Origin of the sequence: Paraburkholderia sp. SIMBA_054, from assembly GCF_046534875.1 — a bacterium.
Taxonomy (GTDB): Bacteria; Pseudomonadota; Gammaproteobacteria; order Burkholderiales; family Burkholderiaceae; genus Paraburkholderia; species Paraburkholderia hospita.
Map to the genome: position 1 here is coordinate 17272 of NZ_JAWRXV010000081.1, position 25722 is coordinate 42993.

The following is a 25722-nucleotide window of genomic DNA, read 5'->3' on the forward strand; positions in this document are numbered from 1 at the left end:
TCCGACAGCAGCACAGAACTTCGCAGTCGCGGCCGGGGTTTGCCACATGCGACTGTGGGGGCGGCGGAGCCAATGGGGGGCGGACGTCGGCAGAAAGTGGCGCGAATGGTTCGTACGACGTACGGCCATTCGCGACCATGACGACACCTTCGGCGGCACTTGCCGGTTGTATCCGTCCGAAAGGGCGGTTTTATTGGTCAATGCGCATGGGGCGCGGCGGCCATGTGACATCTTATTTCCTACGGGGGACATATGAAGAACGCAATCCAACAATTTCTGCGCGAAGAAGACGGCGTATCGGCAATCGAATACGGCCTGCTGGCTGGGCTGATTGCGGTGGCGCTCGTTACGACGGTGGGCTTGATCGGCACCAATCTCAACCGCGTCTTTGGTTACGTCAAAGACAAGCTGGTTGGCATCACGCAACCGACCTGAGCTTGGCGAGATCCAGTCCGCACCAGTCCAAATCTCTACGGGGAAGACCATGAAAAATGCAGTTCAGAACTTTCTGCGCGAAGAAGACGGCGTATCGGCCATCGAATACGGGTTGCTTGCAGGCCTGATCGCAGTGGCGATCGTCACGACGGTCGGGCTGATAGGCACCAATCTCGATCGCGTCTTCGGCTACGTCAAGGACAAGCTGGTTGGCATCACCCAACCGACCTGATCCAGGCTGTTTCGCGTTCGCGTCACCTGACCGCCGCCTGGCCTCGAAACACGGTCGTTCGAGGCAGGCAGCGGCAAACAGAGAAGTCCATTCAACCAGCGGAGCTTTCGATGAACGGTGTGCCTTTTCCGGTGGGTCCCTGCGTGTTGGCGCTGGTCGTGATTGCCGCGATCTACGACATCCACGCGCGGCGCATTCCGAACTGGCTGGTCGTCATTGGTCTGGGCGCGGGACTCGTCGTGCAGTGCGCGCTGCATGGCGCGATCGACGGGATGCAGTTGTGGGGTGGCGGCCTGCTCGTCGGCGGCGCGGTGCTTTTGCCCGGTTATCTGTTACGGATGATGGGCGCGGGCGACGTGAAGCTGATGGCGGCTGTCGGTTGTTTCTGCGGGGCGAGCGGTGCATTCGAAGCCGCGTTGATGGTGTGCATGGCCGGTGGCGTCTGGGCGCTGGTGGAGATGCTGCGGCACCGGCAGATGCGCGCCGGACTGCACAACATGGCTGCCGTGCTGATCGACGTGTCGATGCCTTCGGGCGGCGCGCCGGGCGGCAGCGAGCAGGGTACGAGCAACACGAGAACAAGACGGCCGACAACAGGCACGCTGCCATACGGCGTGGCCATCGCGATCGGCACGATGCTGTCGCTGTTCGTGAACGTGTGACGAAGCGGCAAGCAAAAAGAACAACGAATAACGCAGCACGGGGCAAGAAGCGAATAAACGGATTTCTACGGGGAAGCAGCGACGGGGCCAGCAGGTGAATCAGGGCAGGACGGCAGTTCATAACGACAAACAGCGTTAGCGACCGACAACAAGAGGCGAACGGCGGACAACAGCCGAAGCCCACCAGAACGCAGCAAAAAAACGCAGCGGCAGTGACAAGAGAAACAGCAGCACTGAGCCTTCGCAGAGAGGCGTGAAGCAAATCCAGGAACGGGGTGTGGACGCGGGGTCGTCCACCTGGAAAGAGCCTTCGCAGGAAGGCCGGCCAGATACGGGGGAAGTGATGAAGACGAACGATTCAGGCCGCAAGACGGCCAATGCCAATACATCGGCAACACGGGGGAGCCGTTCCGCATCGGCGGACAACGGCAGCGGCATCGAGGCCGGCACTATGAACCGGCCACACCGCACGGAGGCCGCGTCCACGGCGTACGCAATGTACTACGTGGACGCGGCGCCGGAACTGCTCTACACGACCGATCCCGCCAACTATCTGCGCCAGCGCGCGCTGCTCACGCCGGCGGGCCGGCTGGAGCGCGAATACGCGCTGCAAGCGCTGCTCGAGGAACTCGTCGTCGCGCGGTGGGTGGCGAAGCGCGAAGCGGAACGCCGCGCGCAGCAAGCCGCGCCGTTGCGCGCCGCTTTGCAGCTGCCGGCGCATCAGCCAGTTGCAAGCGCAGACGATGACGACGCGCACAGCCCGCCGGACCGCGACCGCGATCTGATGGACTGACGGACAGACTCACTGCCCAATCCCTGCAACACGATCCCTAGAGCGCCGTCGCCGACGGCGAGAGTCAGGAGAACGACATGAAGAACGCTCGCGCGTTGGTGATGTTGGTCGTCGCGACGGCGGCCGGTCTTGCGGCCGTGGTGTTCGCGTCGCGCTGGATGATCCAGCAGTCGTCGACGACGACGACCAAGGTGGTGATCGCATCGGCCGATATGAGTCTCGGTCAGCGCGTTTCGCCCGACATGCTGAAGGTATCCGACTGGCCCGCCGGCAGCGTGCCGACGGGCACCTTCAACGACGTGAAAAAGCTCGAAGGACGCGTGCTGAAGACGAGCCTGGCGCGCGGCGAGCCCGTGCTCGAGGCGAAGCTCTCGCCCGTCGGCACGGTCGGCGGGCTGTCGGCCGTCATCAACGAAGGCAAGCGCGCGATCACCGTGCGCGTGAACGACGTGATCGGCGTCGCGGGCTTCGCGCTGCCGGGCAATTACGTCGACATCCTCGTCAACACCGAGAAGGACAACAAGGACGGCGGCGTAACGGGACGCGACCAGAACATCTCGAAGATCGTGCTCGAAAAGATCCTCGTGCTCGCCGTCGCGCAGGAAGTGGGCCGCGACGAAACCAAACCGAAGGTCGTCGATGCCGTGACGCTCGAAGTCACGCCCGAGCAGGCCGAGAAGATCGACCTCGCGCGCAGCATCGGTTCGCTGTCGCTCGTGCTGCGCAACCAGATCGATCCGCAGGACACGACGACGGCGGGCGCGACCAAGGCGTCGCTGCTGAAGATTCCCGTCGCCGTGCCGCCCGCGCCAGCCGCGCCCGCGCCGAAGCCCGTGGTGCGCAAGATCGTTGCGCGGGCGCCGGCGAACTGTGTGAGCGTGATCGACGGATCGCAGGCCAGACAGGAATGCTTTTGAGCGGCACGTAATCCTTGAGAACAACGAGTGAGAACTGCGCGCGAGACCAGCGCGTGAGACCAGCGTGAAAACCGCGCGGGCACAGAACCAGGCGCGAACCGCAAGCCGTGACGAGACCAGACAACGGCGCCAATACGGGGGAAGGACATGAATGCCACAGAGAACCAGCGCGCGCATGCAAGGCGTGAGCGCGATACGACGCAAGCCGCAACGTTTCCGCGCCGCTCGCGTCTCGCGCAGGCCAGCGCCTGCGGTCTGATCGGCGCCGCATTGTGGGCGCTGCCCGTCGCGCAGGCCGTGAGCCAGGAAGCCGGTTTGCCGGGCCAGGCGCCGCTGCCGATGAGCATGGCGTCGAACGGCGGCGCCGTGCATCTGACGATCGGCATGAGCGGTGCCGCGCCGGCGGCCGCCGCAGGCGTGACGCAAGGCGGCCGCGGCCCGAACTGTACGGGCACGATCGCCGATCACCAGAGCGTGACGATTCCCGTCGGCAAGTCGCTGATGGTCAACATCCGCGAGTCGGTGAAGACGCGCACGGTCGGCAATCCGTCGATCGTGCAGGCGATGCTCGTGTCGCCGCAAACGCTCTATCTGCTCGGCACCGATGTCGGCACGACCAATATGATCGTGCAGGGCAGAAGCGGCTCGTGCACGATCATCGACGTCGCCGTCGGCGCCGATCCGGGCGGCCTGCAACAGACACTCGCCGTATTGATGCCAGAAGAAACAGGCGTGCAGGTCAAGGCCGCCGCCGACACGCTCGTGCTGACGGGCACCGTGTCCGACTCGGTGAAGGCCGAGCGCATCGTCGAACTGGCCCACGCCTATGTGTCGCGCCAGACTGCGCCCGTGCCCGTCGCCGCGCCCGCCAACGGGGCGGGCGCCCAGGGTGGCGCGATGATTCCCGCCGTGATGAAGACGGCGGGCGCATCGGGTAACGGCAACAACGAGCGCATCGTCAACATGATGCATGTCGCCGCGCCGCAGCAAGTGATGCTCGAAGTGAAGGTGGCCGAAGTGTCGAAGACGCTGATCGACCAGCTCGGCATGGCCGCCAACATCCAGGGCGGCACGGGCAGCTGGAGCTTCGGCCTGCTCGCCGATTTCCTGTCGGGCGGCATGGGTGCGCTGATCGGCTCGAAGGCGAACAACAAGCCGCTGAACTTCGCGTTCGACGCACAGAAGACCGACCAGCTCGTCAAGGTGCTCGCCGAGCCTAACCTGATGGCGATCAGCGGCCAGGAAGCGAGCTTCCTCGCGGGCGGCAAGGTCTTTATCCCGGTGCCGCAAAGCAACGGCACAGGGGGCTCGACGATCATCCTGCAGGAAGAAACGTTCGGCGTCGGTTTGACCTTCACGCCGACCGTGCTCGATAACGGCCGCATCAATCTCAAGGTCTCGCCGGAAGTGTCGGAGCTGTCGCCGACGGGCGTCGCCGTGACGGCGGGCACCGTCAGCACAACGGCCGTGCTGCCCCTCATCACGACACGCCGCGCGTCGACCACGCTGCAGGTCTACGACGGCCAGAGCTTCGCGATCGGCGGCCTGATGAAGAGCAACGTGACGGGCACGCTCAAGGGCCTTCCGGGCCTCGGCGAAGTGCCCGTGCTCGGCGCGCTGTTCCGCAGCACGAACTTCCAGGAGGACAAGACGGAACTCGTGTTCGTCGTGACGCCGCGTCTCGCGAAACCGCTGCCGCAGAACTATCCGCTGCCCACCGATCACTTCGGCAAGGTCACGGAAGCAGGCGTGCTCTTCACGGGCAACATGGAAGGCAAGAAGCCGCAGCCTGCCGCCGAACCGGCGACGCCGTCGACGGGTGCCGCGATCCCGTCGCCGATCCCCGTCAAGGGTGGCTCGATTGCAGCGGCTGGCGGCACGGCTGCGCCCGTGGTGCTGACGCCCATCATCACGTCGCAAGGCACGACGGCGCCGTCGCCCGTGCCGGCGCCCGAGCGCACCCAGCCCGCGTCCGACGCGATCCGTGCACCCGCCACGCCGCGCTCGACGGGGAGCGGCAGCGACGGCGATGGAACGGCGCCCGTCACACGCACCGAACCGACAGACGGCAACGTGCATACGGCCGCCGTGCAGGCGGTGAGCGTGAGCGTGCAGCCGCTCGCGGCGCAAGCCGCGCCGTCCGCCACGCAGCGCGCCGTGCCGTCCGGCACGCAGGAAGCACGCGAAAGCAACGACGACCGCCGCACGCAGTGAACGCGACGCGCATCTGACGAACTCCGGGAGACCGATATGAAAACCATCCAGACATTGATCCGCGCGTCGCTGTGCGCAGCGGCGAGCCTGACGCTCGCCGGCTGCCTGACCTCGACGCCGCACTGGGACGAGACGTTCGGCAGTTCCGTCTCGCAGTTGAAGGAAATGCAGACGCTGAACCCGAACGCGGGCATGAACACCGACCCGGTGGCGGGCGTCGACGGCCCGACAGCCCACGCGATCCAGAAGAGCTACGCGAAGTCGTTCACGACGCCGCCGCCGCCCATCAACGTGTTCGCGGTCGGCCTGCCCGGCTCGAACTGATTCGAACTGATCGGGCGCGCGGCACGCGCGGCGCGCTCGTAACCGCAACAGAAACGACGCACGACACCCCACTCCCCGCACGCGGAGACTGAACATGATCGACATCCTCCTCATCTCATCGGGCCCAGACCGCTCGCACCATATCGAGCAACTGCTGGAAGGATGCGGCGTCGCGCATCGCGTGCGGTCCGTGCACGGCTCGGTGCGGCACCTGCGCACGCATGCGGCATCGATCAAGTCGGCGGACCTGCTGATCGTCGACGATGTCGGTCTTGAACCACAAGACATGGCGTCGATCGAAGAAGCCGTCTCGCACGTGCCGCAACTGAACTGCATGCTGGTGACGCCCGCGCCTTCGACCGCGCTGCTGATGGCCGCGATGCGCGCAGGCGTGCGCCATGTGCTGCCGTGGCCGCTCGACGCGCAGGCGTTCGCCGCCGAGCTTTCGCACGTGTGGGGCAAGAAGACGGCGGGCGCGCGCCGCGAAGGGCGCGTGGTGGCGCTGACATCGTGCAAGGGCGGCACGGGCACGAGTTTCATCGCGATGAACCTTGCGCATGCGCTCGCGACGCAGCGCGGCAAGCGCGTACTGCTCGTCGATGCGAACCAGCAGTTCGCCGACGCGAGCCTGCTGATGTCCGACCAGACGCCCGCCGCGACGCTCGCCGATCTGTGCGCGCAGATCGACCGGCTCGACAACGCGTTTTTCGATTCCTGCGTGATGCATGTGAACGACAACCTCGACGTGCTCGCGGGCGCGGGCGATCCGATCCGCGCAGGCGAGCTGCGCCCCGCCCAACTCGAACGCGTGCTGACGCTCGCGCGCTCGCAATACGACGCGGTGATCGTCGATCTTGGCCTCGGCATCAATCCGCTCGCGATCCACGTGCTCGATCAGAGCGACCGCATCTGCATGCTGGTGCGCCAGAGCGTGCTGTATCTGCGCACGGGCCGCCGCATGCTCGACATCTTTCACGAACTCGGCTACGCGACGGGCAAGGTCAGCGTGCTCGTGAACCAGTACGACAAGCACGCGCCCGTCAACCTGCAGGCGTTCGAGCAGAGCTTCGGCATGGGCGTCGCGCATCGCTTCGCGCGCGACGACAAACATGCAGGCGCGGCGCTCGACCAGGGGCTGCCCATCATGAGCGTCGCAAAGGGCAGCGCGCTCGCGCAGGACATCGTCGCGTTCGCGCACACGTTGTGGCCCGCGCCGCAGAAAGAGAAGAAGAGCGGCCTCGCGCGCCTCTTTGCGCAGAAGCCGCGCGACGTGCCGCAACTGAAGACGAATCATTGACGCCGAACTATTGACGCCGGGTCATTGACGAGAGGCGCCACACAACAGGAACCGGGGAGCGACACCATGTCATTGCGCGATCAACTGAAACTGCAGAGCGGATCGATGCCGTCCGACGCGGCGACTGCGGCCGCAGCCGGCAACAGCGCCGAAAGCATCGCCGCGCGCCGCGCGTATCAGCAACTGAAGATGACCGTGCACGAGAAGATCATCGACCGTGTCGAACTCGACAAGCTGCAACGCCTCACGCCCGAGCAGATCAAACGCGAGCTCGCGCAACTGGTCGAGCGCATCGTCGACGAAGACAAGATTCCGATGAACGAGCTCGAACGCCGCCGTCTCGCGCAGGACGTGCACGACGAAATGTTCGGCCTCGGCCCGCTCGAACCGCTGCTCGCCGACCCGACCGTGTCGGACATACTCGTCAACACGCCGCGGCACGTGTACGTGGAGCGGCGCGGCAAGCTCGAACACACCGACATCACGTTCTTCGACGACGCGCATCTGATGAAGATCATCGAGCGCATCGTGTCGCGCGTCGGGCGGCGTATCGACGAATCGACGCCGATGGTCGACGCGCGCCTGCCCGACGGATCGCGTGTGAACGCGATTATTCCGCCTTCCGCGATCGACGGGCCGCTCGTGTCGATCCGGCGGTTCGCGGTGAATCCGCTGACAGTGGACGACATGGTGAAGAACCAGAGCTTCACGCCCGCCATGGCGCAACTGCTCGAAGCGCTCATCAAGGCCAAGCTCAACGTGCTGATCTCGGGCGGCACGGGCAGCGGCAAGACGACCATGCTGAACCTGCTGTCGGGCTTCATTCCCAACGACGAACGCATCGTCACGATCGAGGACGCCGCCGAACTGCAACTGCGCCAGGAGCACGTGCTGCGGCTGGAAACGCGGCCGCCCAATATCGAAGGCAAGGGCGAAATCTCGCAGCGCTCGCTGGTGCGCAACGCACTGCGGATGCGCCCCGACCGCATCGTGCTCGGCGAAGTGCGCGGCGCGGAAGCGCTTGACATGCTGCACGCGATGAACACGGGCCACGAAGGATCGATGGCGACGCTGCACGCGAACACGCCGCGCGATGCGTTGACGCGCCTCGAAAACATGGTCGGCATGGCGGGCCTGACGATGCCGATCAAGGCGATGCGTCAGCAGATCGCCTCGGCAATTACGGTGGTCGTGCAGGCGTCGCGTCTGACGGATGGACGCCGCAAGCTGATGAGCATCTCCGAAATCACCGGGATGGAAGGCGAGATCATCAACATGCAGGAAATCTTCACGTTCAAACGCACGGGCGTGGCAGAAGACGGCACGGTCAAGGGCTACTTCTGCGCGACGGGCGTGCGGCCCAAGTTCGCCGACCGCCTCGCTTCGTTCGGTCTCGCATTGCCGGATCAAGTGTTCGATCCGTCGCGGCGTTTCGAAGTCTGACGCCGGGTCTGATACCAAGGAGGCGGAAATGGATACGACACTGCTGGCTTTTGCTGTTCTCGGCTTCGTCGCGATCGTGCTGCTGATCGAGAGCGTGTACCTGTACTGGAACAGCCGGCATGGCCCGGTGGTCAAGCGCACGGACGCGCGGATTCGCGCGATGTCGGCGGGCGGCCACGTCAGCGGCGAACAGATGTCGATTCTCAAGCAGCGCATGCTGAGCGAATCGCCGACGCTCACGCGCATGCTGTTGCGCATGCCGCGCGTGCATCGGCTCGATCTGTATCTGCAGCAGTCGGGGTTGACGTGGTCGGTCGGGCGCTTCGTCGGCTACACGGTCGCGTTCGGCGGCGCGGGGCTCGTGTTCGGCGTCGGCGCGATGCATCTGCCGTTCGCCATCGCGCTCGTCGTGGCGGGCGCGGCCGCGCTGCTGCCGCTCGTGTATCTGCGCGGCAAGCGCGCGAAGCGCATCGTCAAGCTCGAACGCCAGCTGCCCGATGCCGCCGATCTGATCGCCCGCGCGCTGCGCGCCGGCCATTCGTTTCCCGCCGCGCTCGGCATGGTGGGCGACGAGTTGCCGAATCCGCTCGGCGGCGAGTTCCGTATCGCCTTCGATGAGATCAACTACGGCGTCTCGATGAACGACGCGCTGTTGAATCTCGTGAACCGCGTGCCCGTCGACGACGTACGCTACTTCGTGATCGCCGTGCTGATCCAGCGCGAGGCGGGCGGCAATCTCGCGGAGATTCTCGGCAATATCGCGGGCATCATCCGAGAACGGCTCAAGCTGCTCGCCAAGGTGCGCGTGCTGTCGGCGGAAGGGCGGCTGTCCGCGTGGATTCTGGGGCTGCTGCCGTTCATTGTGATCGCCGCGTTGTCGGTGCTGAACCCCAGCTACTGCAAGGTGTTCTGGGAAGACCCCACCGGCCAGCAGATTGCGGGCCTCGGGCTGGGGATGATGTTCTTCGGCATTCTGTGGCTGCGCAAAACGGTGCGCATCCACGTCTAGCAGCCGACCAACGACGCGAACAAATAACGAACGCAACACAACGGGGAAATCATGGAAACCGAACAGCTTGCCGTGCTGGCCGCGATGTTTGCGATCGTGTTCGGCGCAGCGTGGAAGGCGATGTCGCTGCTGCGTCCCGATCCGTTGAAGCGCCGTATCGACGGCATTGCGGCGTCGTCGTCGGCGGGTGCGATGGGGGCTGCAGCAGGCACGCCGGGTGCGGACGCCGACGACAGCCCGGCGTGGATGGAAACAGTCACGAAGGTCTCGCAACACGTCGCAAAGTTGTCGCTGCCGAAGGACGATTGGGACAAGTCCGCGTTGCGGCGGCGCTTCGCGAATGCGGGCATGCGCAGCGAAGTCGCGCCCGCAATCTACTTCGCCGCGAAGACGCTGCTCGCGCTCGTGCTGCCCGCGCTCGCGCTGCTCGGCGTCACGCTGTTCGCGGGCCCCGACGCGCAGAAATTCCTGCTGATGGCGACGCTCTTGATGGCGGCGCTCGGCTTCTATCTGCCGAACGTGGTGTTGAGCCGTCTCGTCGAGAAGCGCCAGCGCAGCCTCTTCGAAGACCTGCCCGATGCGCTCGATCTGATGACCGTCTGCGTCGAAGCAGGACTCGGGCTGGACGCGGCGATGCAGCGCGTCGCCGAGGAAATCGGCGTGAAGAGCCACGCGTTGAAGGAAGAGCTGGAGCTGGTGCTGCTCGAACTGCGCGCCGGCGCGGGGCGCGACAAGGCGCTGCGCAATCTCGCGCTGCGCACAGGCATTGAGGACATCGACACGCTCACGTCGATGCTTATCCAGGCGGACCGCTTCGGCACGAGCGTGGGCGATTCGCTGCGTGTGTTCATCGACACGCTGCGCACCAAACGCCGGATGCGCGCCGAAGAACAGGCGGCGAAGATCGCGCTCAAGCTGCTCTTTCCGCTGATGTTCTGCATCTTTCCGACGCTGATCATGGTGCTGATCGGGCCCGCTGCGATGCAGGTCGCGCGGCAACTGCTGCCGACGATGGGCGGCATGCACTGAACCCATTGCGGGAGAGACACGATGAAAACCACGCGTCCTCATCTGCGAGTGCCATGCGCGAGCCGTTCTCAAGGCCGCCGCCGCAGGCAACTTGGCGTCGCGACGCTCGAATTCGCGTTTATCGCGCCCATACTGTTCTTTCTGCTGTGCATAGTGATGGATCTCGGCGTCGCACTGTGGGTGAACCTGACCATGCAATACGCGGTGCGCGAGGGGGCGCGCTACGCGGTGACGGGACAGACGGGGCTCGACCCGAACCAGAAGAGTCCGCAGCGTTATCTCGCCGTGATTCAGGAGATCAGGGAGCAGTCGATGGGCCTGTATCCCCTCGTCAATCCGAGCTACGCGATCACGGTCAACAGCGGCAAGGCGCAAAGCTATGCGAGCGACGCGAGCTACACGTCGAGCATGTTCGGCAATCCCGGCGACATCGTCGTGCTGCAGGTCAACTGTGCGTGGCCGATGATCACGCCGATGATCCGCTCGTTCTTTCCCGGCGGCTTCTTCAACTTCAGCGTCGCCGCGACCATGCGTAACGAGGGCTTCTGACATGAAGACGAGACCACAGCTCAAGGGGCGCCGTTACGCACGAGGCAATGCCAAAGGGATCGTCAGTGTCGAGTTTGCGTTGCTGCTGCCGCTGCTGCTGGGCATCGCTCTGCCGCTCTACGACATCGCGCGCAACATTCAGGCGCAGATGATCCTCATCAACGTGAGCCGCGAAGGCGCGAACCTGTCGTCGCGCGCGGCGGCCACGTATCCGATGCAGACCATCATGTCGTCGCTCGCGGCCACGACGCCGCCGCTCAACATGAGCGCGAACGGCATGATCTACATCACGCAGATCATGGGCTCGCAAGGCTGCGACGCGAAAGGCAACGGCTGCACGGGGACGGTCGTCGCGCAATGGAAATGGACGGGCGGCAGCGACGGCAGCGCGGCCAGCAAGATCTGGAACTGCAAGTCAGCGGGCACCTCGTGGGCCACGGACGGCAGCGGCGCATGCAACGGGCTTGGCGGCAAGACGCCCGCGCAAGCGGTCGATCTGCTCAAGGGCAAGCTGTCCGACGGACAGATCGCGTATGCCGTCGAAAGCTTCTATGTGCAGCAGCCGCTGATCGGCGCGATCAACCTGGGCGGCGGCATCACGACGCCCGCGCTGTCGCCAAACCTGTATTCGATGAGCGTGTTCTGAAGGTCAAGCAGTTCGATGCACCGGGGGAAGCAATGAAAACATTCAAAAGAAACACGCGCGCGCTCAGGCGCCAGCAAGGCTCGGTGAGCATACTAGTCGCGGTGTCGCTGATTGCGCTGCTGGGCATCGCGGGGCTCGCGATCGACTCGGGTCTCGGCTACATGGTCAAGGCGCGGCTGGATTCGGCGGTGGACGGCGCGCTGGTCGCGGCGGGCCAGGCTGTCACGCGCGGCTCGACCCAGGACGAGCAGATCAGCAACGCCACCACGGCCGCGAATGCGTTCTTTGCCGCGAACTATCCGCAGGGCTTTCTCGGCTCGACGGCAACGCTCAGTGCGCCGTCGGTCAACATCAACAAGGGCACGGTGACCATCGATCTCGCCGCGCAGGCGAGCGTACCGCTCACGCTGATGCAGGTTCAGGGTTTCAAGCTGCTCAATGTGGCGACTACGGGCGAGGCGATCCGGCGCGATCTGGATATGTCGTTCGTGGTCGATGTGACGGGCTCGATGAGCGACACGAAGACGCAGGCGGCCGTGCGCTCGGGGTCGACGGCGTTTCTCAACAACTTCAATACGTCGACCGACCGCGTCTCGCTGATGCACTTCGCGGCGGGCACGGTCGTCGACGTGCCGTTCAAGAGCGACCAGAGCCGCGGCTTCGACCGCACGACGATGACGAACAAGATCACGAATTACAGCTTCGGTGGCAATACGGCATCCGTGGATGCGATCTGGAATGCGAAGTACCAGCTCGACCACGTCATCACGCAGCCGTCCAGCCTGCGCGTGATCGTGTTCTTTTCGGACGGCGCGCCGAACAGCTTCGCGGCTTCGTTCGCGGCAGCAAACACGACGTGCGCAGCGGGCAAATACACGATCATCACGAGCGACGGTCCGCCGTCCACGACGGGCAAGGATACGAACAGCTGGAATGGCAACCCTGGCGCATTCGACAGCATGACGGCGCAAAACCAGCAGAGCAGCTGCTACGACAAGTATGCGGACAACGTGAAGAGCCTGCCCGCCACCTACGACGTGCACGCTGCATCGGATGCTTCAGCCACCTTGCCCATTACATCGGCGTCGCCCGCCGCGGGCACGCTGACGCGGCCGGTCGACGGCCAGATGCCCATTGTCGGCACGGTGAATAATGGCAAGCCGACCCCCGCGCAAGTCACCGCCATGACGACGAAGTTCAACAACGTGAACAACGCGGCGCGCAATCTGATGGAAATGATGGCGGCGAAAGCGCGCGCGGAAGGCATCTTTGTATTCGCGCTCGGCTACGGCCCGTCGCTGTTGACCAAGACGGGCGTGGGCAGCGGCGAGCTTGGCCAGGACATTCTCAAATGCATCGCCAACGTGGCGGATGGGCCGAGCCGCTGCTACGACGCGAAGCAGCCCGTCGGCGTGTACTGCTACGCGGCGACTCCCGACGACATCAAGCCGTGCTACGCGCAACTGGCCTCGGCCATCCTGCGCATCGCGAAGTAGCGGCGGGAGCCGGGCCATGTGGCGTTGCCGTGATAGGCGCGCCTTGAAGTGCGCGCGCAATAAAGGTGCGCTATCGTGTGATTGCCTGCGGCGCGGCCGCAGGTCTCCAGATGAACGCTTCGTTTCTCGACGGAGAAGCACGATGGTCAAGAAAACCGCGGCGCACGCGGCGGCGCAGCCTTCTGCACAGGCCTCGCGCGCCGCTACGGGGGTACGCAAGAGCGAGGAAACGCGCGGCGCGTCCGCGCGTCCCGGGATCGACGCCCAGGTCGTGCTCGTGCTGCAAGGCGGCGGCGCGCTGGGCGCCTATCAGGCGGGCGTATTCGAAGCGCTGCACGATGCCGGGATCGAACCCGATTGGGTGATCGGCACGTCGATCGGCGCGATCAACGGCGCAATCATCGCGGGCAACCGTCCCGAAGACCGGATGAGCCGCCTGCGCACATTCTGGGACCGCGTCACGTGGACGGGCCAGCATGCGCCGGACTGGGTTGCGGCCTGCGCGCCCGCCTGCGCTGCGCTCGGTCTGCCCGCGTATCTGACCACTGCGTGGGCCGCATGGATTCCCGGCTACGAGCAGTGGCTGCGCAACCTGTCGATCATGGCGCAAGGCTTGCCCGCCTTCTTCACGCCGCGCGCCGACGCATGGCTCGCGCTGCATGCGCCCGTCGGCATCGAGCAGGCGGCGTTCTATCACACGGAGCCGCTGCGCGAGACGCTCGCTTCGCTGATCGATTTCGATTATCTGAACCGCAAGCAGACGCGGCTGACGGTCGGCACGGTCAGCGTGGGCAGCGGCCATATGCGCTATTTCACCAATCGCGACGCACCGCTCGACGTCGAGCATGTGATGGCGTCCGCTGCGTTTCCGCCGGGCTTTCCTTCCGTGCGCATCGACGGCGAGGCGTACTGGGATGGCGGCATCTATTCGAACACGCCGCTCGAAGCCGTGCTCGACGACCGGCCGCGGAACAGTTCCGTGATCTTCACCGTGCAACTGTGGCCCGCGCATGGCGACGAACCCGCGTCGATCCAGCAAGCGATGAGCCGCCAGCGCGACATCCAGTATTCGAGCCGCGCCGAGAGCCATCTCGAACGGCAGCGGCAGATTCACCGGCTGCGGCACGTGATCCGCGAACTCGGCAAGCATCTGCCCGAAGACCAGCGCGACACGGCTGCCGTCAAGGAACTGCTGAACTGGGGTTGCGGCACCACGATGCAGGTGATCGAGCTCGATGCGCCGAACTTCGGGCGCGACGATATGCACAAGGACATCGATTTTTCGAAGGACGGCATCCGGCGGCGCTGGGAAGCGGGCTATGCCGACGCGCAACGGATGATCGAACGCGCGCCGTGGCGCGAGGAGCCGGACCCGATGGAAGGCATCGCGATTCATCGCTCGGACCCGGAAGCGGCGTAAGACGGCGACATATCTGGACGATTGCGCAATCGCGTGAGCGTGTTGTACCTTGGGCGAATGGCACTGACGTCCGGAACGACGCGCCGCGATGCGGCGCTGTCGGAGCGGCTGGTGCCGGAAGACACAGGCTCATATAGCCTGGTATAGCCTGATATAGGCTGGCAAAAACGAAAACGGCGAGCACAAGACCGAGATGACTCATCCGAATGCGGCATTGATCGAGAGATTCTACGAAGCATTCCAGCGGCGCGATGTCGACGCGATGGCAGCGTGCTACGCGCCCGACGTGACCTTCAGCGACCCCGTGTTCGTCGAGCTGCACGGCGGCGAAGTGACCGACATGTGGCGCATGCTGGTGTCGCGTGCGCAGAAGTTCACGCTGGCCTTCAGCCATGTCGTTGCCGATGGCGACAGCGGCAGCGCGCATTGGGTCGCGAGCTATGTGTTCAGCCAGACAGGCAGGACGGTGGTCAACCAGATCGACGCGCGTTTCGTGTTTCGCGACGGACTGATCGTCGAGCATCACGACCGTTTCGATCTGTGGCGCTGGGCCAGTCAGGCGTTGGGCGCGAAGGGCGCGCTGCTCGGCTGGACGCCTTTCGTGCAGAACGCGATCCGCGCGCAGGCAAAACGCGGGCTGGCCGCGTTTCGCGCGAAAGCGGCATGAACGGAGCATGAACGCGCGTTGAGCCGGTCCTGACCGGGCCCCGGCGAGCGCGACAACGAAGCAGCGGGGGATGGGATGCGCGAGATGGATGCTGCATGGCGGGAATGGCTCGCGACCAACGTGAGCCGCGGGTGTACGCAGGAATCGATGATCGAGGCGATGGTGCAGGGCGGCTTCGAGATCGACGCAGCGCGTGAAATCGTGCGCCGCGCGACATCGGAGACGGGCGCGGTGGCGGCCGTCATTGCTTCGCCGGAAGACGAAGCGCGCGCCTATCACTACGATGCCTGTCCCGTCGCGGCGGGCAACACGGTGCACGCGCACGACCGCGACGTGACGGTGCGCATACGCTTCGAGCGCCCGCAGGTGATCGCATTCGACGACGTGTTGTCGGGCGAAGAATGCGCAGAGTTGATCGAACGCGCACGGCACCGGCTGAAGCGTTCGACCACCGTCAATCCCGAGAATGGCAGCGAAGACGTGATCCAGCTGCGCACCAGCGAAGGCTTCTGGTTCCAGCGCTGCGAGGACGCGTTCATCGAACGGCTGGACCACCGCATCTCCGCGTTGATGAACTGGCCGCTCGAACACGGCGAAGGCCTGCAGATTTTGCACTACAGGCAAGGCGGCGAGTACCGTCCGCACTTCGACTATTTCCCGCCAGGCCAGAACGGCAGCGTGCTGCACACGGCGCGCGGCGGCCAGCGTGTCGCGACGCTGATCGTCTACCTGAGCGACGTCGAGGGCGGCGGTGAAACGGTGTTTCCGGACGCGGGGCTCGCGGTGATGGCGCGGCAAGGCGGCGCGATCTACTTCCGCTACATGAACGGGCGCCGCCAGCTCGATCCGCTGACGCTGCACGGCGGCGCGCCCGTCACGAGCGGCGACAAGTGGATCATGACGAAATGGATGCGTGAGCGCCCGTACGTCTAGCGCGCCCGCGATGCGCAGTGCATCCGGGTATGGCGGGTGCTGTATAAGGGCCAGCGCATGCGTGGCTCGTTTCAGGCGCGATCGACATTACGAACGCCACGCCTATGCCCCTCGGGCTGAAACAATATCAGGGGACCGACAATGGACAACTATCAACTGGAAAGCGAGTTGCAACATCTCGAGCGGGTACTCGCCCGTATGGCCGCCGAACATCGTTTCCCGCTTTCATACTGGCGCACGCGGCTCAACGCCGTGCTGGCGGCACGGCTGGTGCCGTCGCAACGCTCGCGTGCCAGCAGGCTCGACGAATTGCTGCGGGCGCTCGAAGCGCGCGCGCCTGCCGTCGGTTGTTGACGCTGTACGGCGGCTGTACGGCGTGGGTCAGGCACAGCGAATGCTCGATTCCCGATGACTGGCGCAACCGTTGCGTCGGCGTAACCAGACGGAGTCAGCCATGAACAAGGATCAAGTGAAGGGTACGGTCGAAAAGGTGAAGGGCAAGGTCAACGAGGCTGTCGGCAAGGCCACGGGCAACCGTAGCCAGGAACTGAAGGGCGACCTGCAGCAAGGCGCCGGCGAAATACAGAAGTCGTATGGCGATGCGAAGGAAGACGCAAAGGAAAACGCAAAGGACATCGCACGCGAAAACCGCAAGCATCACTGATCGCGGCGTTGCCGGGCGGCGCTTCTGTTGTGTTAATGGCCGCCCGGCCGTTCGATCATAGGGAGCGAACAAGCAGACGGGCGAAGCCCGCTGGGCCGCGTGAAAGCGCGGCCCGTTTTGTGTCGAGTTAATGCCGGATCGCGCGGTGCGTGCGGTCCATCGCCATTAAAATGAACGGTCCATTCAACCCATACCGGAATCCTGCGTGAGTCTGCCGCCTGCAACGCTTTCTACTGATACGCCCGATGTGCTCGCCGCGCTGCGCGAAGCGACGGGCAGCCGCCATGCACTGATCGATTCGGCGATGCCGCTCTCAGCCGACGCACCGACGCTACGCGACTATCGCTTGCACGTGCAACTAGTTGCTGCATGGCTCGCGCCGCTGGAGCAATGGCTGGCGAACTTCGACGATGGACCGCAACGCGCATTGCCCTTCGTTGCGCGGATGCCGTTGATCGTGCGCGATCTCGCTGAGTCTTCATTGCGTACCGAACAGATCGCGGATGAGCCTCTCGAACAGGCAATGCCGCCGGATGTCGACGATGCCGCTTTCCGCTGGGGCGTGTGCTATGTGATCGAAGGGTCGCAACTGGGCGGCACCGTGCTGTACCGGCGTTTGAGCGAGACGCTCGCACCGCATCCGTTGCGCTATCTGAGCGGCGACGGCGTGCCGCCGGGGCCGCGCTGGAAAAGTTTCATCGACGCCATGCGCGCGCAGGTCGTCACGCCGCACGAGATCGCGCGTGCATGTGAAGGCGCGAAGGTGGCGTTCGATCGGTTGCTGGGATTGCTTCCGGAGACGCGTGCGGCCTGATCAGGGAGGATTGAAACGGCGCGTGGCGCTAGTTCAACGACGCATCGCCCCCGCCGCGTACGGGCCTGGCGCCGTCGTGCAGACGGCCCAGCAGCAGATCGACCTGATCCAGCAAGGTCTCGCGCGCAACGGGCTTGTGCAGCGTGCATTCGCAATCCAGGTCGGTTGGAATGTCGGTCGATGCGCTCCACAGGATCACGGGCATGCCGTCGAGAGCGGGGTCGTTCTTGAGCGTGCGGCATACCTCGGCGCCATCCATGCCGGGCATCATCAGATCCGTGATGACAAGGGCGGGGTGCACGCGCTGCGCAAGCTCGACGCCCTTGCGCGGCTCGAAGGCCGTGAGTACGTGGAAACCCTCCAGTTCGAGCAGAAGCGCCCACGCGATTAACAGGTCCGGCTCGTCGTCGATGAGCAGGATGGTAGGAAGGCGGCTGTCCGATAGTGCGTTCGAATCCATAGGTACAGGCAAACTTCTGATCTCGCAGCCGGGCTCGGGTGCAAGCGAAACGTCATCGTCAATTGGTTTGCACGCACGCATGACCCGTGCCAATCCAATCAGCGTCACGTTTGACGCCGCTGCGCGGACGGTTTGCCGCGCTGCCGAACATAGCCCGCTGCCATGCGCAGCGGGACTTCCAGCCAGCCGTCGCTCACCGTGCGAGCACGAATGGCGCGCCCGACGCGGCTGTCTTGCAAGTAAGAGCGTTTAGCAAAAAATATCCGCGTCGGCTCGCGGCGCGTTTTGTGCGCGTTTCCCGCTACGTCGGAGCAGGAATAGTTGTAAGTTCTGACGCGCTGCGGTGTCGATTATCTTCGAACTGCTCGTCGAGGATCAGCCATGCATCCGGCAACAGTTCGAACACCTGCGTGGTGTTCACCGGCAACGCGGCGCGCTGTTGGCTGGTTAGTCTCTCCTGCTTGCCGTTGGTCGCCTTGTGTCCGGTTTCTTTCAGGTAGACTGCGAATCTCGTGTTGGCGAACGCGCGTTATCGCCAGATGCATGGCGTCATGCTGTCCGATATCCAGGGTCGTTCCGTCTACGACATCAACCAGTTCGGCTCGCAATCGCAACGCGATTTGCGACGCAACTGGCTCGATTCGATGCTGCCCGGTCTCGCGCCAGGCGAAACCCGCCTCTCACCGCTGCTGCGCTACGACACACCCGCCCCGGACCATCGCGACGACACGCTGACGCCACGTTACTGGCAGGTGCGCACGTCGATGATCGATGCCGGCGACGGCAGTGCGCCGATGATCGGCCTGTGCGTGATGGATGTCAGCGATTCGATTGCCGTCACCGAGCGCGATCAGCGCGAGCGCGCCAAGCTGCGTTCGCAGGCACGCTTGCGTCAGGTGCTGGTCGACGAGGCGAATGCGGAATTGCGCGCGCATCGCGAGCAGTTGCGTCAGGCGCTTGCGTTCGCGCATGTCGGCGCGTGGGAGTTGGATCAGGCCACAGGCATGATCGAAGGCACCGATCAATGCAAGGTGAACCTCGGTCTTGCACCGTCAGACACGTTGACGCAGACGCTGCTGTTCGATGAACTCGTCGATGAAGCCGACCGTGCGCGCGTGAAAGAGGCGATGGATCGCGCGCTCGCGCAGCGCGAGCACTTCGAAGTGGAGTTCCGCGTCACATGGCCCGACGGCTCGGTGCACTGGATTCTGCTGCGCGGCCTCGGCCGTTACCAGGCAGACGAAACACTGAAGGCGATCGTCGGCTTCACGCTCGATATCACGTCGCGCAAGGAGGCCGAACTCGAACAGCGCGCGATCGCCGAATCCGAGAAGCGCGCGAGAGAGCATAGCGACGAAGTGGCGCGCGCCATGGATCACTTCGTCACGGCCGTGAGTCACGAACTGCGTTCGCCGCTCGGGGCGATCTTGTCGTGGACGCTGCTGCTGCAGCGCGCGGCCGATCTGTCACATGTCACACGCGCGGCGGGCGTGATCGAACGCAATGCGCATCAACTGTCGCACATGGTCGACGATCTTCTGGATAGCGGCGCGATCGCGACGGGCAAGCTGTCGGTGAGCCTCCAACCTGTCGACCTCGGCGCGCTCGCGGGCAACGTCGCCGAAGACATTCGCATGACGGCGGAAACGAAAGGGCTGCGGCTGCGGGTCGGCGAACTGGCGCCGTGCGTCGTGATGGCCGACGAAAGCCGGATGAAGCAGGTCGCGTGGAATTTGCTGTCGAACGCCGTGAAGTTCTGCGCGCAGGGCGAAGTCGAGCTCAGCGTGACGGTGAAGGGCCAGCAGGCGGAACTGAGCGTGCGCGATACGGGCTGCGGTATCGAGCCCGATGCGCTGGCGCGCATTTTCGAGCGCTTCGAGCAGATCAACCCCGAAAGCGGCGGACGCGTTGCGGGCCTCGGGCTTGGGCTGTGGCTCGTCAAGCATCTCGTCGATCTGCATCAAGGCAGCGTGACGGCGGAAAGCGCGGGGCGCGGGCAGGGCGCCACATTCAAGGTGACGTTGCCGCTTTATCGTTAGCGATAAGGTGGCGGCTCGTTGAGCACGGCCCAGAACATGCCCAGATCATTGATCGCGCCCATGAAGTCGTCGAATTCGACGGGCTTCACCACGTAGGCATTCACACCGAGGTCGTAGCTGCGCAGTAAATCCTTCTCTTCGCGCGACGACGTGAGCATCACGACGGGGATGCGCTTGAGCTTGTCGTCGGCGCGCACGTGTTTCAGCACTTCATGACCGTCGATTTTCGGCAACTTCTTGTCGAGCAGAATGACGGCGGGATTCTCGTCCTTGCGGTCAGCGTACTGACCTTCGCGCCGCAGATAATCGAGCGCTTCCGCGCCGTCGCGAATCGATACGACGGGGTTCGCCAGGCGCGTCTTTTCGAGCGCGATGAGCGTCAGTTCGATGTCGTTGACGTTGTCTTCCACCAGCAGGATGGGTCTTAGCACGCGTAGTTCCTCGTTAGCATGAGCGCGTCATTCGCGCCTGGCGTCGTTCGCGCCATCTGGAGCCGGTTCCGTGTTGAACTCGGCGTTGAGTTCCTTTGGCACCGGCCTGAACGGTTGTCCCGGCGAAAGCGCCGCGAGCCGTGCCACGGCCGCCGTCGCGCTCTCGTCGCGCGGATACATGTCGGGCGTAAACGTCAGCGGCAACGAGAAATAGATCGTCGCGCCTTCGTTCAATTTCCCTTCGGCCCATGTCTTGCCGCCATGACGTTCGACGATACGTCGCACGCTTGCAAGCCCAATGCCCGTTCCCTCGAATTCTTCCGCGCGATGCAGCCGCTGGAACACGCCGAACAGCTTGTCGACATAGCGCATGTCGAAGCCGACGCCGTTGTCGCGCACGAACACGACGCGCTGGCCCGCAAGCTCGCCAACGCCCGCCTTGCTCGAAATCTCGATGATGGCAGGGGCTTTAGGGTCGTCGCGAAGGCGGCTGAATTTTACTGCATTCTCGATCAGGTTCCGCAGCACGACATGGAGCAGCACGGGGTCCGCCGTGACTTCCGGCAGATCGCCGATGCGCCATTCGATAGGGCGCTCGCCCGTGTTGCGTTGCTCGTCGGCGGCCAGCGTTTGTGCGAGCGTACGCAGATCGATGCTTTGCGGGCGCAGCGCGGCGCGGCCCATTTGCGAGAACGCGAGCAGATCGTCGACCAGCTTGCCGCCGAAGCGCGCGGCCCCGATGATCCGCTCGACAAAATGCCGTCCGCGTTCCGAGAGCTTCGCGCTGTCCATCTCGCGCAGCAGATCGGCAAAGCCGACGATGTGCCTCAGCGGCGCACGCAGATCGTGCGACACCGTGTACGAAAAGCCTTCGAGCTCCTGGTTCGCGCGGCCGAGTTCCAGCGCGAGCTGCGCCAGTTCTTCGGCGCGCCCGAGCACGATGCCGAGCAGCGCGGTGCGAAATTCGCCGGCGATTTCGAGCTCGGCCTGCCGCCACGGCGACGAGCGGCCGCGCACGGTTTCTGTCCATGTTTCGAAGCTCTCGCGCGGCGATAGCGACGCCGACAGCGACGACAGTTTTGTGCGCGGGTCGCCCGCCCATTTGAGCGTGCGCACGACCTCCGCGCGAAACCAGATCACGTAGTTGCGAAACAGCTTCGAGATGGACAGCGCGAGCATGCCCGCGTACTCGGCGTTCGCCGGGCGTCCCCAGGCATGCGCGAGATCGTCGGTCGACCAGATGTCGTCGCTTTGCGTGTCGAGCCACGCGACGAGTTGCTCGATGGTCGCTCCGTCGGGGGCGTTGCTGATGGGCACGATGCGTCCGTCGAACACGATCGCCGCGCCCGTCGAATTGGTCAGCGCGAGCAGTTCGCGCGGATCGTTCGTGAGCGCGTCGATGAAGTGATCGGTGTTCGCCATCGTCGCGAGCAGGCGCGACTGGCGGCGGCGCAGTTCGAGCCGGTGCTCGGCTTCCGCGTAATCTTCCTTCGCTTCGACTTGCAGCGACAGCACCTGCGCGATGTGCTCGCATGCGGTGCGCACTTCGAAAGGCGGCACGCGCGCGCTCGCGTGGTGGCATGAGATTAGCCCCCACAGCTTGCCGCGCACGACGATCGACATCGACATCGACGACCATGTGCCCATGTTCTTCATGTATTGCACGTGCACGGGAGACACGCTGCGCAGCGACGCGTAAGTGAGATCGGTCGGCGCGTGCGTGACAGGATTCAGTGCCGGCACGAGCGGGGCGGGCGCGTAGTCCGCATCGGCGATCAGGCGGATGCGGTTGCGCACGTAGAGCGCGCGCGCTTGCGGCGGAATATCGGAGCCGGGAAAGCGCTGGTCCATGTACGACGGGTAGCCTTCTTCGAGCGCTTCGGCGATCACGTGGCCGTTGCCTTCGTCGTCGAAGTCGTAGACGAGCGTGCGCCCATAGCCCGTGATGCGCTGCACCTCCTGCGCGGCGAGTGCGGCCAGATCGGCGACGCTGTGTACTTCCTGCAAGCGGTTGATGAAGGTGCGCACCAGCGGATACATCGACGAGAACACATCGGCCGTGCCGCGCGCCGGTTCCAGTTCGACGAAGGCGATGCCCTGATAGCGATGCACGACGATGGCGAGCGGCGAGCGATGTGCGTCGTGCTGCGCGGCGCGGCGCGGGTCGTCGATCGAGCCGACATAGAGCGGCACGCCTTCCGTATCGAGCGATGCGAGCGCGGTAATGGCCAGCGACGCTGCTTCGCCGAGCACGCCTGACAAGGGCTTGCCGAGCACTTCGTCGAGCGGCGTTTGCACGAGTGACGCAACGTTCTCGCTGACCTGAATGACGATGCCGTCGTCCGTCACACAGAAGAGAAAACCATGCGGCTGGATGCCGCCCGGAATATGGATCGGTTCGCGGGCGCAATCGACCATCGCGCGTTCCATGTCTGCGGTGGGCTCTTCGTTGACGCGCGATACGTTCGACATGCTTTCTCCATGTGACGGTCGCGTCATTCTCGCATACGCGTTGCGGGTTCTGCGCGCAGGCACTTGCGGGATTTCGTTGACCTGTCAGGCACAACGATTGCTAAAGGTATATGGTTGTTGTGTGCACGCAGACATCACGCGCCACGCCCGTCCAATTCGCCTGAGGAACACAACTATGCCAACCGATTCCCGCATTTCCGAGGGCTTGCCGTTTCCACTCGGCGCGACCTGGGATGGCAGAGGCGTCAATTTCGCGCTCTTTTCCGCGCATGCGACGAAGGTCGAGTTGTGCCTGTTCGACGATGAAGGAAAGAAGGAACTCGAACGGATCGAACTGCCCGAGTACACCGACGAAGTGTGGCATGTGCACATGGCAGGCCTGAAGCCGGGCACGGTATATGGCTATCGCGTGCATGGTCCGTATGAGCCCGAGGCCGGTCATCGCTTCAATCCGAACAAGCTGCTGCTCGATCCGTATGCGAAGGCGCATGTCGGGTCGTTGCGCTGGGACCCGTCGCTGTTCGGCTATACGCTCGAAACGGAAGACGATCTCACGTTCGACGAGCGCGACAGCGCGTCGTTCATGCCGAAGTGCCAGGTGGTCGACCAGACGTTCAACTGGACACATCCGACGCGCGTGCGCGTACCGTGGGATCGCACGATCGTCTACGAGACGCATGTGCGTGGCTATACGAAGATGCATCCCGGTGTGCCAGAAAAGATGCGTGGCACCTTCGACGGCCTGGCGCAGAAAGCCGTGATCGACCATATCAAACGCGTGGGCGTGACGACGCTCGAACTGTTGCCCATTCATTCGTTCGTCAACGATTCATACCTGCTCGACAAAGGGCTGACGAACTACTGGGGGTACAACACGATCGGCTTTTTCGCGGCCGATCCGCGTTACTTCGCGCGCGGCCCCGGCGTGATCGAAGAGTTCAAGGAGATGATCGACCGGCTGCACGACGCCGGTCTCGAACTGATACTCGACGTCGTGTACAACCACACGGCCGAAGGCAACGAACGTGGGCCGACGCTGTCGTTTCGCGGCATCGACAACGCGTCGTACTACCGGCTGATGCCTGAAGAAAGCCGCTATTACATCAACGATACAGGCACGGGCAACACGCTGAATCTCTCACACCCGCGCGTGCTGCAGATGGTCACGGACAGCCTGCGCTACTGGGTGACGGAGATGAACGTCGACGGCTTCCGCTTCGATCTCGCGACCATCCTCGGGCGTGAGCCGTATGGTTTCGATGAAGGCGGCGGCTTTCTGGACAGTTGCCGGCAGGACCCGATCATCTCCAGCGTGAAGCTGATCGCCGAACCTTGGGACTGCGGTCCGGGCGGCTATCAGGTGGGTGGCTTCCCGCCTGGCTGGGCCGAATGGAACGATCGCTTTCGCGACACGGTGCGCTCGTTCTGGAAGGGCGACGAAGCGTCCGCCGCCGATCTCGCCAAACGCCTCACCGCTTCAGGCGATTTCTTCAACCGACGCGGCAGACGCCCCTGGGCGAGCGTGAACTTCATCACCGCGCACGACGGCTTCACACTGAATGATCTCGTCTCGTACAACGAGCGCCATAACGAGGCGAACGGAGAAGACAACAACGACGGTCATAGCGACAACCGCTCATGGAATTGCGGTGAGGAAGGGCCATCCGACGACGTCGAAATCATCGCATTGCGCGAGCGCCAGAAACGCAATCTGCTCGCGACGCTGCTGTTTTCGCAAGGCACGCCGATGGTGCTTGCAGGCGATGAATTCGGCCGCACGCAGAAGGGCAATAACAACGCGTATTGCCAGGACAACGAGGTCAGCTGGATCGATTGGGCGGGTATCGACGACAACGGCCGCGCGCTCACGGAGTTCGTGCGCAAGCTGACGACGCTGCGCCACGCGTTACCCGTGCTGAGGCGCAATCGCTTTCTCACGGGCGAGATGCGCGAAGACATCGGCGTGATGGATGTGAAATGGCTGAGTCCCGTCGGCGTCGTGCTGACGGACGAGCAATGGGACGATTCGGCGATGCGCTGCTTCGGCCTCGTGATCGACGGGCGTGCGCAGGCGAGCGGTATCCGGCGTCCGGCCTCCGACGCGACGCTGTTGCTCGTCATCAACGCGTATCACGACGTCGTCGACTTCATGTTGCCGGAGATACCGGGCAGCGATCAGTGGAGCTGCATGATTGACACGAATGCGCCGGAGCGCGACGAATTGCCCGATTTCGGATCGGGCGATGTGTATCAGGTGACGGGCCGTTCGCTGTTGCTGTTCTCGTTGCATGCAAAGGGCGAGACGAAGCGGATCTTCCAGCGGCTCGAAGAGCGTTTGACGGCGTGAGCTTTCTTGAAGGCGCGATTTTGTCGGCGTAGTGGCGGACCTGAGAGGAAGTGGCAGTGAAAAAAGAAAAACGGACCTCTTCGCGAGAAGAGGTCCGTTGCTATTTGACGTTGCCCGCGAATTTCGGATCCCTTAACTGAGCGGAGATTATGCCACCCGTTGATTCTGGGCGGCGTACCAGTCCTGCTCGAATTGCATCGGGCTGACGTAGCCCAAGGTCGAGTGCAAGCGCGAATGATTGTAGAAGCTCAACCAGTCGATTACCTCGTCCATGGCGTCGCGACGCGTTGCAAAGCGTTGGCCAAGGATGCGGGCTCGCTTGAGCGATCCCCACAGGCTTTCGGTCGGCGAGTTGGAGTCCGCAGACAACTGCGCCCGTAAGTGACGCTGGAAGCCGACGTTTTCAGGTAACTCATCCGTACCACCCCC

At 64.1% G+C, this 25722-nt stretch carries 26 protein-coding genes; 22 read left to right on the forward strand and 4 right to left on the reverse strand.

Annotated features, from left to right (window positions below; all coding sequences use genetic code 11):
* Nucleotides 1-252: 252 nt before the first annotated feature.
* From SB822_RS48680 to SB822_RS48775, 20 genes are all read left to right on the forward strand, one after another.
* Complete coding sequence (locus SB822_RS48680; RefSeq protein ID WP_410858114.1) at nucleotides 253-435, forward strand: Flp family type IVb pilin; 183 nt, start codon at nucleotides 253-255, stop codon at nucleotides 433-435.
* 49 nt (nucleotides 436-484) lie between these two features.
* The gene (locus SB822_RS48685; RefSeq protein ID WP_007583607.1) at nucleotides 485-667 is read left to right on the forward strand and encodes a Flp family type IVb pilin; all 183 of its coding nucleotides are present in this window, start codon (nucleotides 485-487) and stop codon (nucleotides 665-667) included.
* Nucleotides 668-777: 110 nt separating this feature from the next.
* On the forward strand, nucleotides 778-1329 hold the full coding sequence (locus tag SB822_RS48690; RefSeq protein ID WP_007583606.1) for a prepilin peptidase: 552 nt from the start codon (nucleotides 778-780) through the stop codon (nucleotides 1327-1329).
* A 253-nt stretch (nucleotides 1330-1582) separates the two neighbouring features.
* A complete protein-coding gene (locus tag SB822_RS48695) occupies nucleotides 1583-2122 on the forward strand; it encodes a hypothetical protein (RefSeq protein WP_410858115.1) in 540 nt (179 codons plus the stop codon).
* A gap of 77 nt (nucleotides 2123-2199) precedes the next feature.
* Nucleotides 2200-3039 (forward strand): Flp pilus assembly protein CpaB, encoded by an 840-nt coding sequence (gene cpaB / locus SB822_RS48700; protein ID WP_007583602.1) that lies wholly within the window; start codon nucleotides 2200-2202, stop codon nucleotides 3037-3039.
* 147 nt (nucleotides 3040-3186) lie between these two features.
* Nucleotides 3187-5253 (forward strand): pilus assembly protein N-terminal domain-containing protein, encoded by a 2067-nt coding sequence (locus SB822_RS48705; RefSeq protein WP_410858116.1) that lies wholly within the window; start codon nucleotides 3187-3189, stop codon nucleotides 5251-5253.
* A gap of 36 nt (nucleotides 5254-5289) precedes the next feature.
* A complete protein-coding gene (locus tag SB822_RS48710; protein ID WP_007583598.1) occupies nucleotides 5290-5577 on the forward strand; it encodes a hypothetical protein in 288 nt (95 codons plus the stop codon).
* A gap of 94 nt (nucleotides 5578-5671) precedes the next feature.
* Nucleotides 5672-6874: a CpaE family protein gene (locus SB822_RS48715; protein WP_007731087.1), complete on the forward strand. Its 1203-nt coding sequence runs from the start codon at nucleotides 5672-5674 to the stop codon at nucleotides 6872-6874.
* A 66-nt stretch (nucleotides 6875-6940) separates the two neighbouring features.
* Nucleotides 6941-8317: a CpaF family protein gene (locus SB822_RS48720; protein ID WP_007583594.1), complete on the forward strand. Its 1377-nt coding sequence runs from the start codon at nucleotides 6941-6943 to the stop codon at nucleotides 8315-8317.
* A gap of 28 nt (nucleotides 8318-8345) precedes the next feature.
* A complete protein-coding gene (locus SB822_RS48725) occupies nucleotides 8346-9326 on the forward strand; it encodes a type II secretion system F family protein (protein ID WP_086915106.1) in 981 nt (326 codons plus the stop codon).
* A 51-nt stretch (nucleotides 9327-9377) separates the two neighbouring features.
* Complete coding sequence (locus tag SB822_RS48730; RefSeq protein ID WP_007731089.1) at nucleotides 9378-10355, forward strand: type II secretion system F family protein; 978 nt, start codon at nucleotides 9378-9380, stop codon at nucleotides 10353-10355.
* A 21-nt stretch (nucleotides 10356-10376) separates the two neighbouring features.
* A complete protein-coding gene (locus tag SB822_RS48735; RefSeq protein ID WP_410858117.1) occupies nucleotides 10377-10904 on the forward strand; it encodes a TadE/TadG family type IV pilus assembly protein in 528 nt (175 codons plus the stop codon).
* A 1-nt stretch (nucleotide 10905) separates the two neighbouring features.
* Nucleotides 10906-11550, forward strand: a complete 645-nt coding sequence (locus SB822_RS48740; RefSeq protein ID WP_079488380.1) for a TadE/TadG family type IV pilus assembly protein — start codon at nucleotides 10906-10908, stop codon at nucleotides 11548-11550.
* Between the two features lie 32 nt (nucleotides 11551-11582).
* Nucleotides 11583-13046, forward strand: coding sequence for a VWA domain-containing protein (locus tag SB822_RS48745; protein ID WP_410858118.1), 1464 nt, complete (start codon nucleotides 11583-11585; stop codon nucleotides 13044-13046).
* 142 nt (nucleotides 13047-13188) lie between these two features.
* The gene (locus SB822_RS48750) at nucleotides 13189-14466 is read left to right on the forward strand and encodes a patatin-like phospholipase family protein (protein ID WP_410858119.1); all 1278 of its coding nucleotides are present in this window, start codon (nucleotides 13189-13191) and stop codon (nucleotides 14464-14466) included.
* Nucleotides 14467-14659: 193 nt separating this feature from the next.
* Nucleotides 14660-15133: a nuclear transport factor 2 family protein gene (locus tag SB822_RS48755; RefSeq protein WP_007583581.1), complete on the forward strand. Its 474-nt coding sequence runs from the start codon at nucleotides 14660-14662 to the stop codon at nucleotides 15131-15133.
* A gap of 75 nt (nucleotides 15134-15208) precedes the next feature.
* Nucleotides 15209-16066 carry a 2OG-Fe(II) oxygenase gene (locus SB822_RS48760; RefSeq protein ID WP_007583579.1) on the forward strand — a complete coding sequence of 286 codons (858 nt, stop codon included), beginning with the start codon at nucleotides 15209-15211 and terminating at the stop codon, nucleotides 16064-16066.
* 141 nt (nucleotides 16067-16207) lie between these two features.
* On the forward strand, nucleotides 16208-16420 hold the full coding sequence (locus SB822_RS48765; protein ID WP_042308191.1) for a hypothetical protein: 213 nt from the start codon (nucleotides 16208-16210) through the stop codon (nucleotides 16418-16420).
* A 100-nt stretch (nucleotides 16421-16520) separates the two neighbouring features.
* Nucleotides 16521-16730, forward strand: coding sequence for a CsbD family protein (locus SB822_RS48770; protein WP_007583575.1), 210 nt, complete (start codon nucleotides 16521-16523; stop codon nucleotides 16728-16730).
* A 205-nt stretch (nucleotides 16731-16935) separates the two neighbouring features.
* A complete protein-coding gene (locus tag SB822_RS48775; protein WP_007583573.1) occupies nucleotides 16936-17544 on the forward strand; it encodes a biliverdin-producing heme oxygenase in 609 nt (202 codons plus the stop codon).
* A 28-nt stretch (nucleotides 17545-17572) separates the two neighbouring features.
* On the opposite strand, the gene SB822_RS48780 is transcribed toward SB822_RS48775, so the two are convergent.
* A complete protein-coding gene (locus SB822_RS48780; protein WP_007583571.1) occupies nucleotides 17573-18004 on the reverse strand; it encodes a PleD family two-component system response regulator in 432 nt (143 codons plus the stop codon).
* 551 nt (nucleotides 18005-18555) lie between these two features.
* Between SB822_RS48780 and SB822_RS48785 the strand changes: the two genes are divergently transcribed.
* On the forward strand, nucleotides 18556-20043 hold the full coding sequence (locus tag SB822_RS48785; RefSeq protein ID WP_410858120.1) for an ATP-binding protein: 1488 nt from the start codon (nucleotides 18556-18558) through the stop codon (nucleotides 20041-20043).
* Here the strand turns inward: SB822_RS48785 and SB822_RS48790 are convergent.
* Nucleotides 20040-20474, reverse strand: a complete 435-nt coding sequence (locus SB822_RS48790; RefSeq protein WP_039900743.1) for a response regulator — start codon at nucleotides 20472-20474, stop codon at nucleotides 20040-20042. The two genes, SB822_RS48785 and SB822_RS48790, sit on opposite strands and share 4 nt — an antisense overlap.
* 27 nt (nucleotides 20475-20501) lie before the next feature.
* On the reverse strand, nucleotides 20502-22946 hold the full coding sequence (locus tag SB822_RS48795) for an ATP-binding protein (RefSeq protein ID WP_410858121.1): 2445 nt from the start codon (nucleotides 22944-22946) through the stop codon (nucleotides 20502-20504).
* A 175-nt stretch (nucleotides 22947-23121) separates the two neighbouring features.
* On the opposite strand from SB822_RS48795, the gene glgX reads away from it, so the two are divergent.
* Nucleotides 23122-25293 carry a glycogen debranching protein GlgX gene (glgX, locus tag SB822_RS48800; protein ID WP_410858122.1) on the forward strand — a complete coding sequence of 724 codons (2172 nt, stop codon included), beginning with the start codon at nucleotides 23122-23124 and terminating at the stop codon, nucleotides 25291-25293.
* A gap of 147 nt (nucleotides 25294-25440) precedes the next feature.
* Here the strand turns inward: glgX and SB822_RS48805 are convergent.
* On the reverse strand, nucleotides 25441-25722 hold a 282-nt coding region (locus tag SB822_RS48805; protein ID WP_410858123.1), incomplete at its 5' end, for an IS3 family transposase.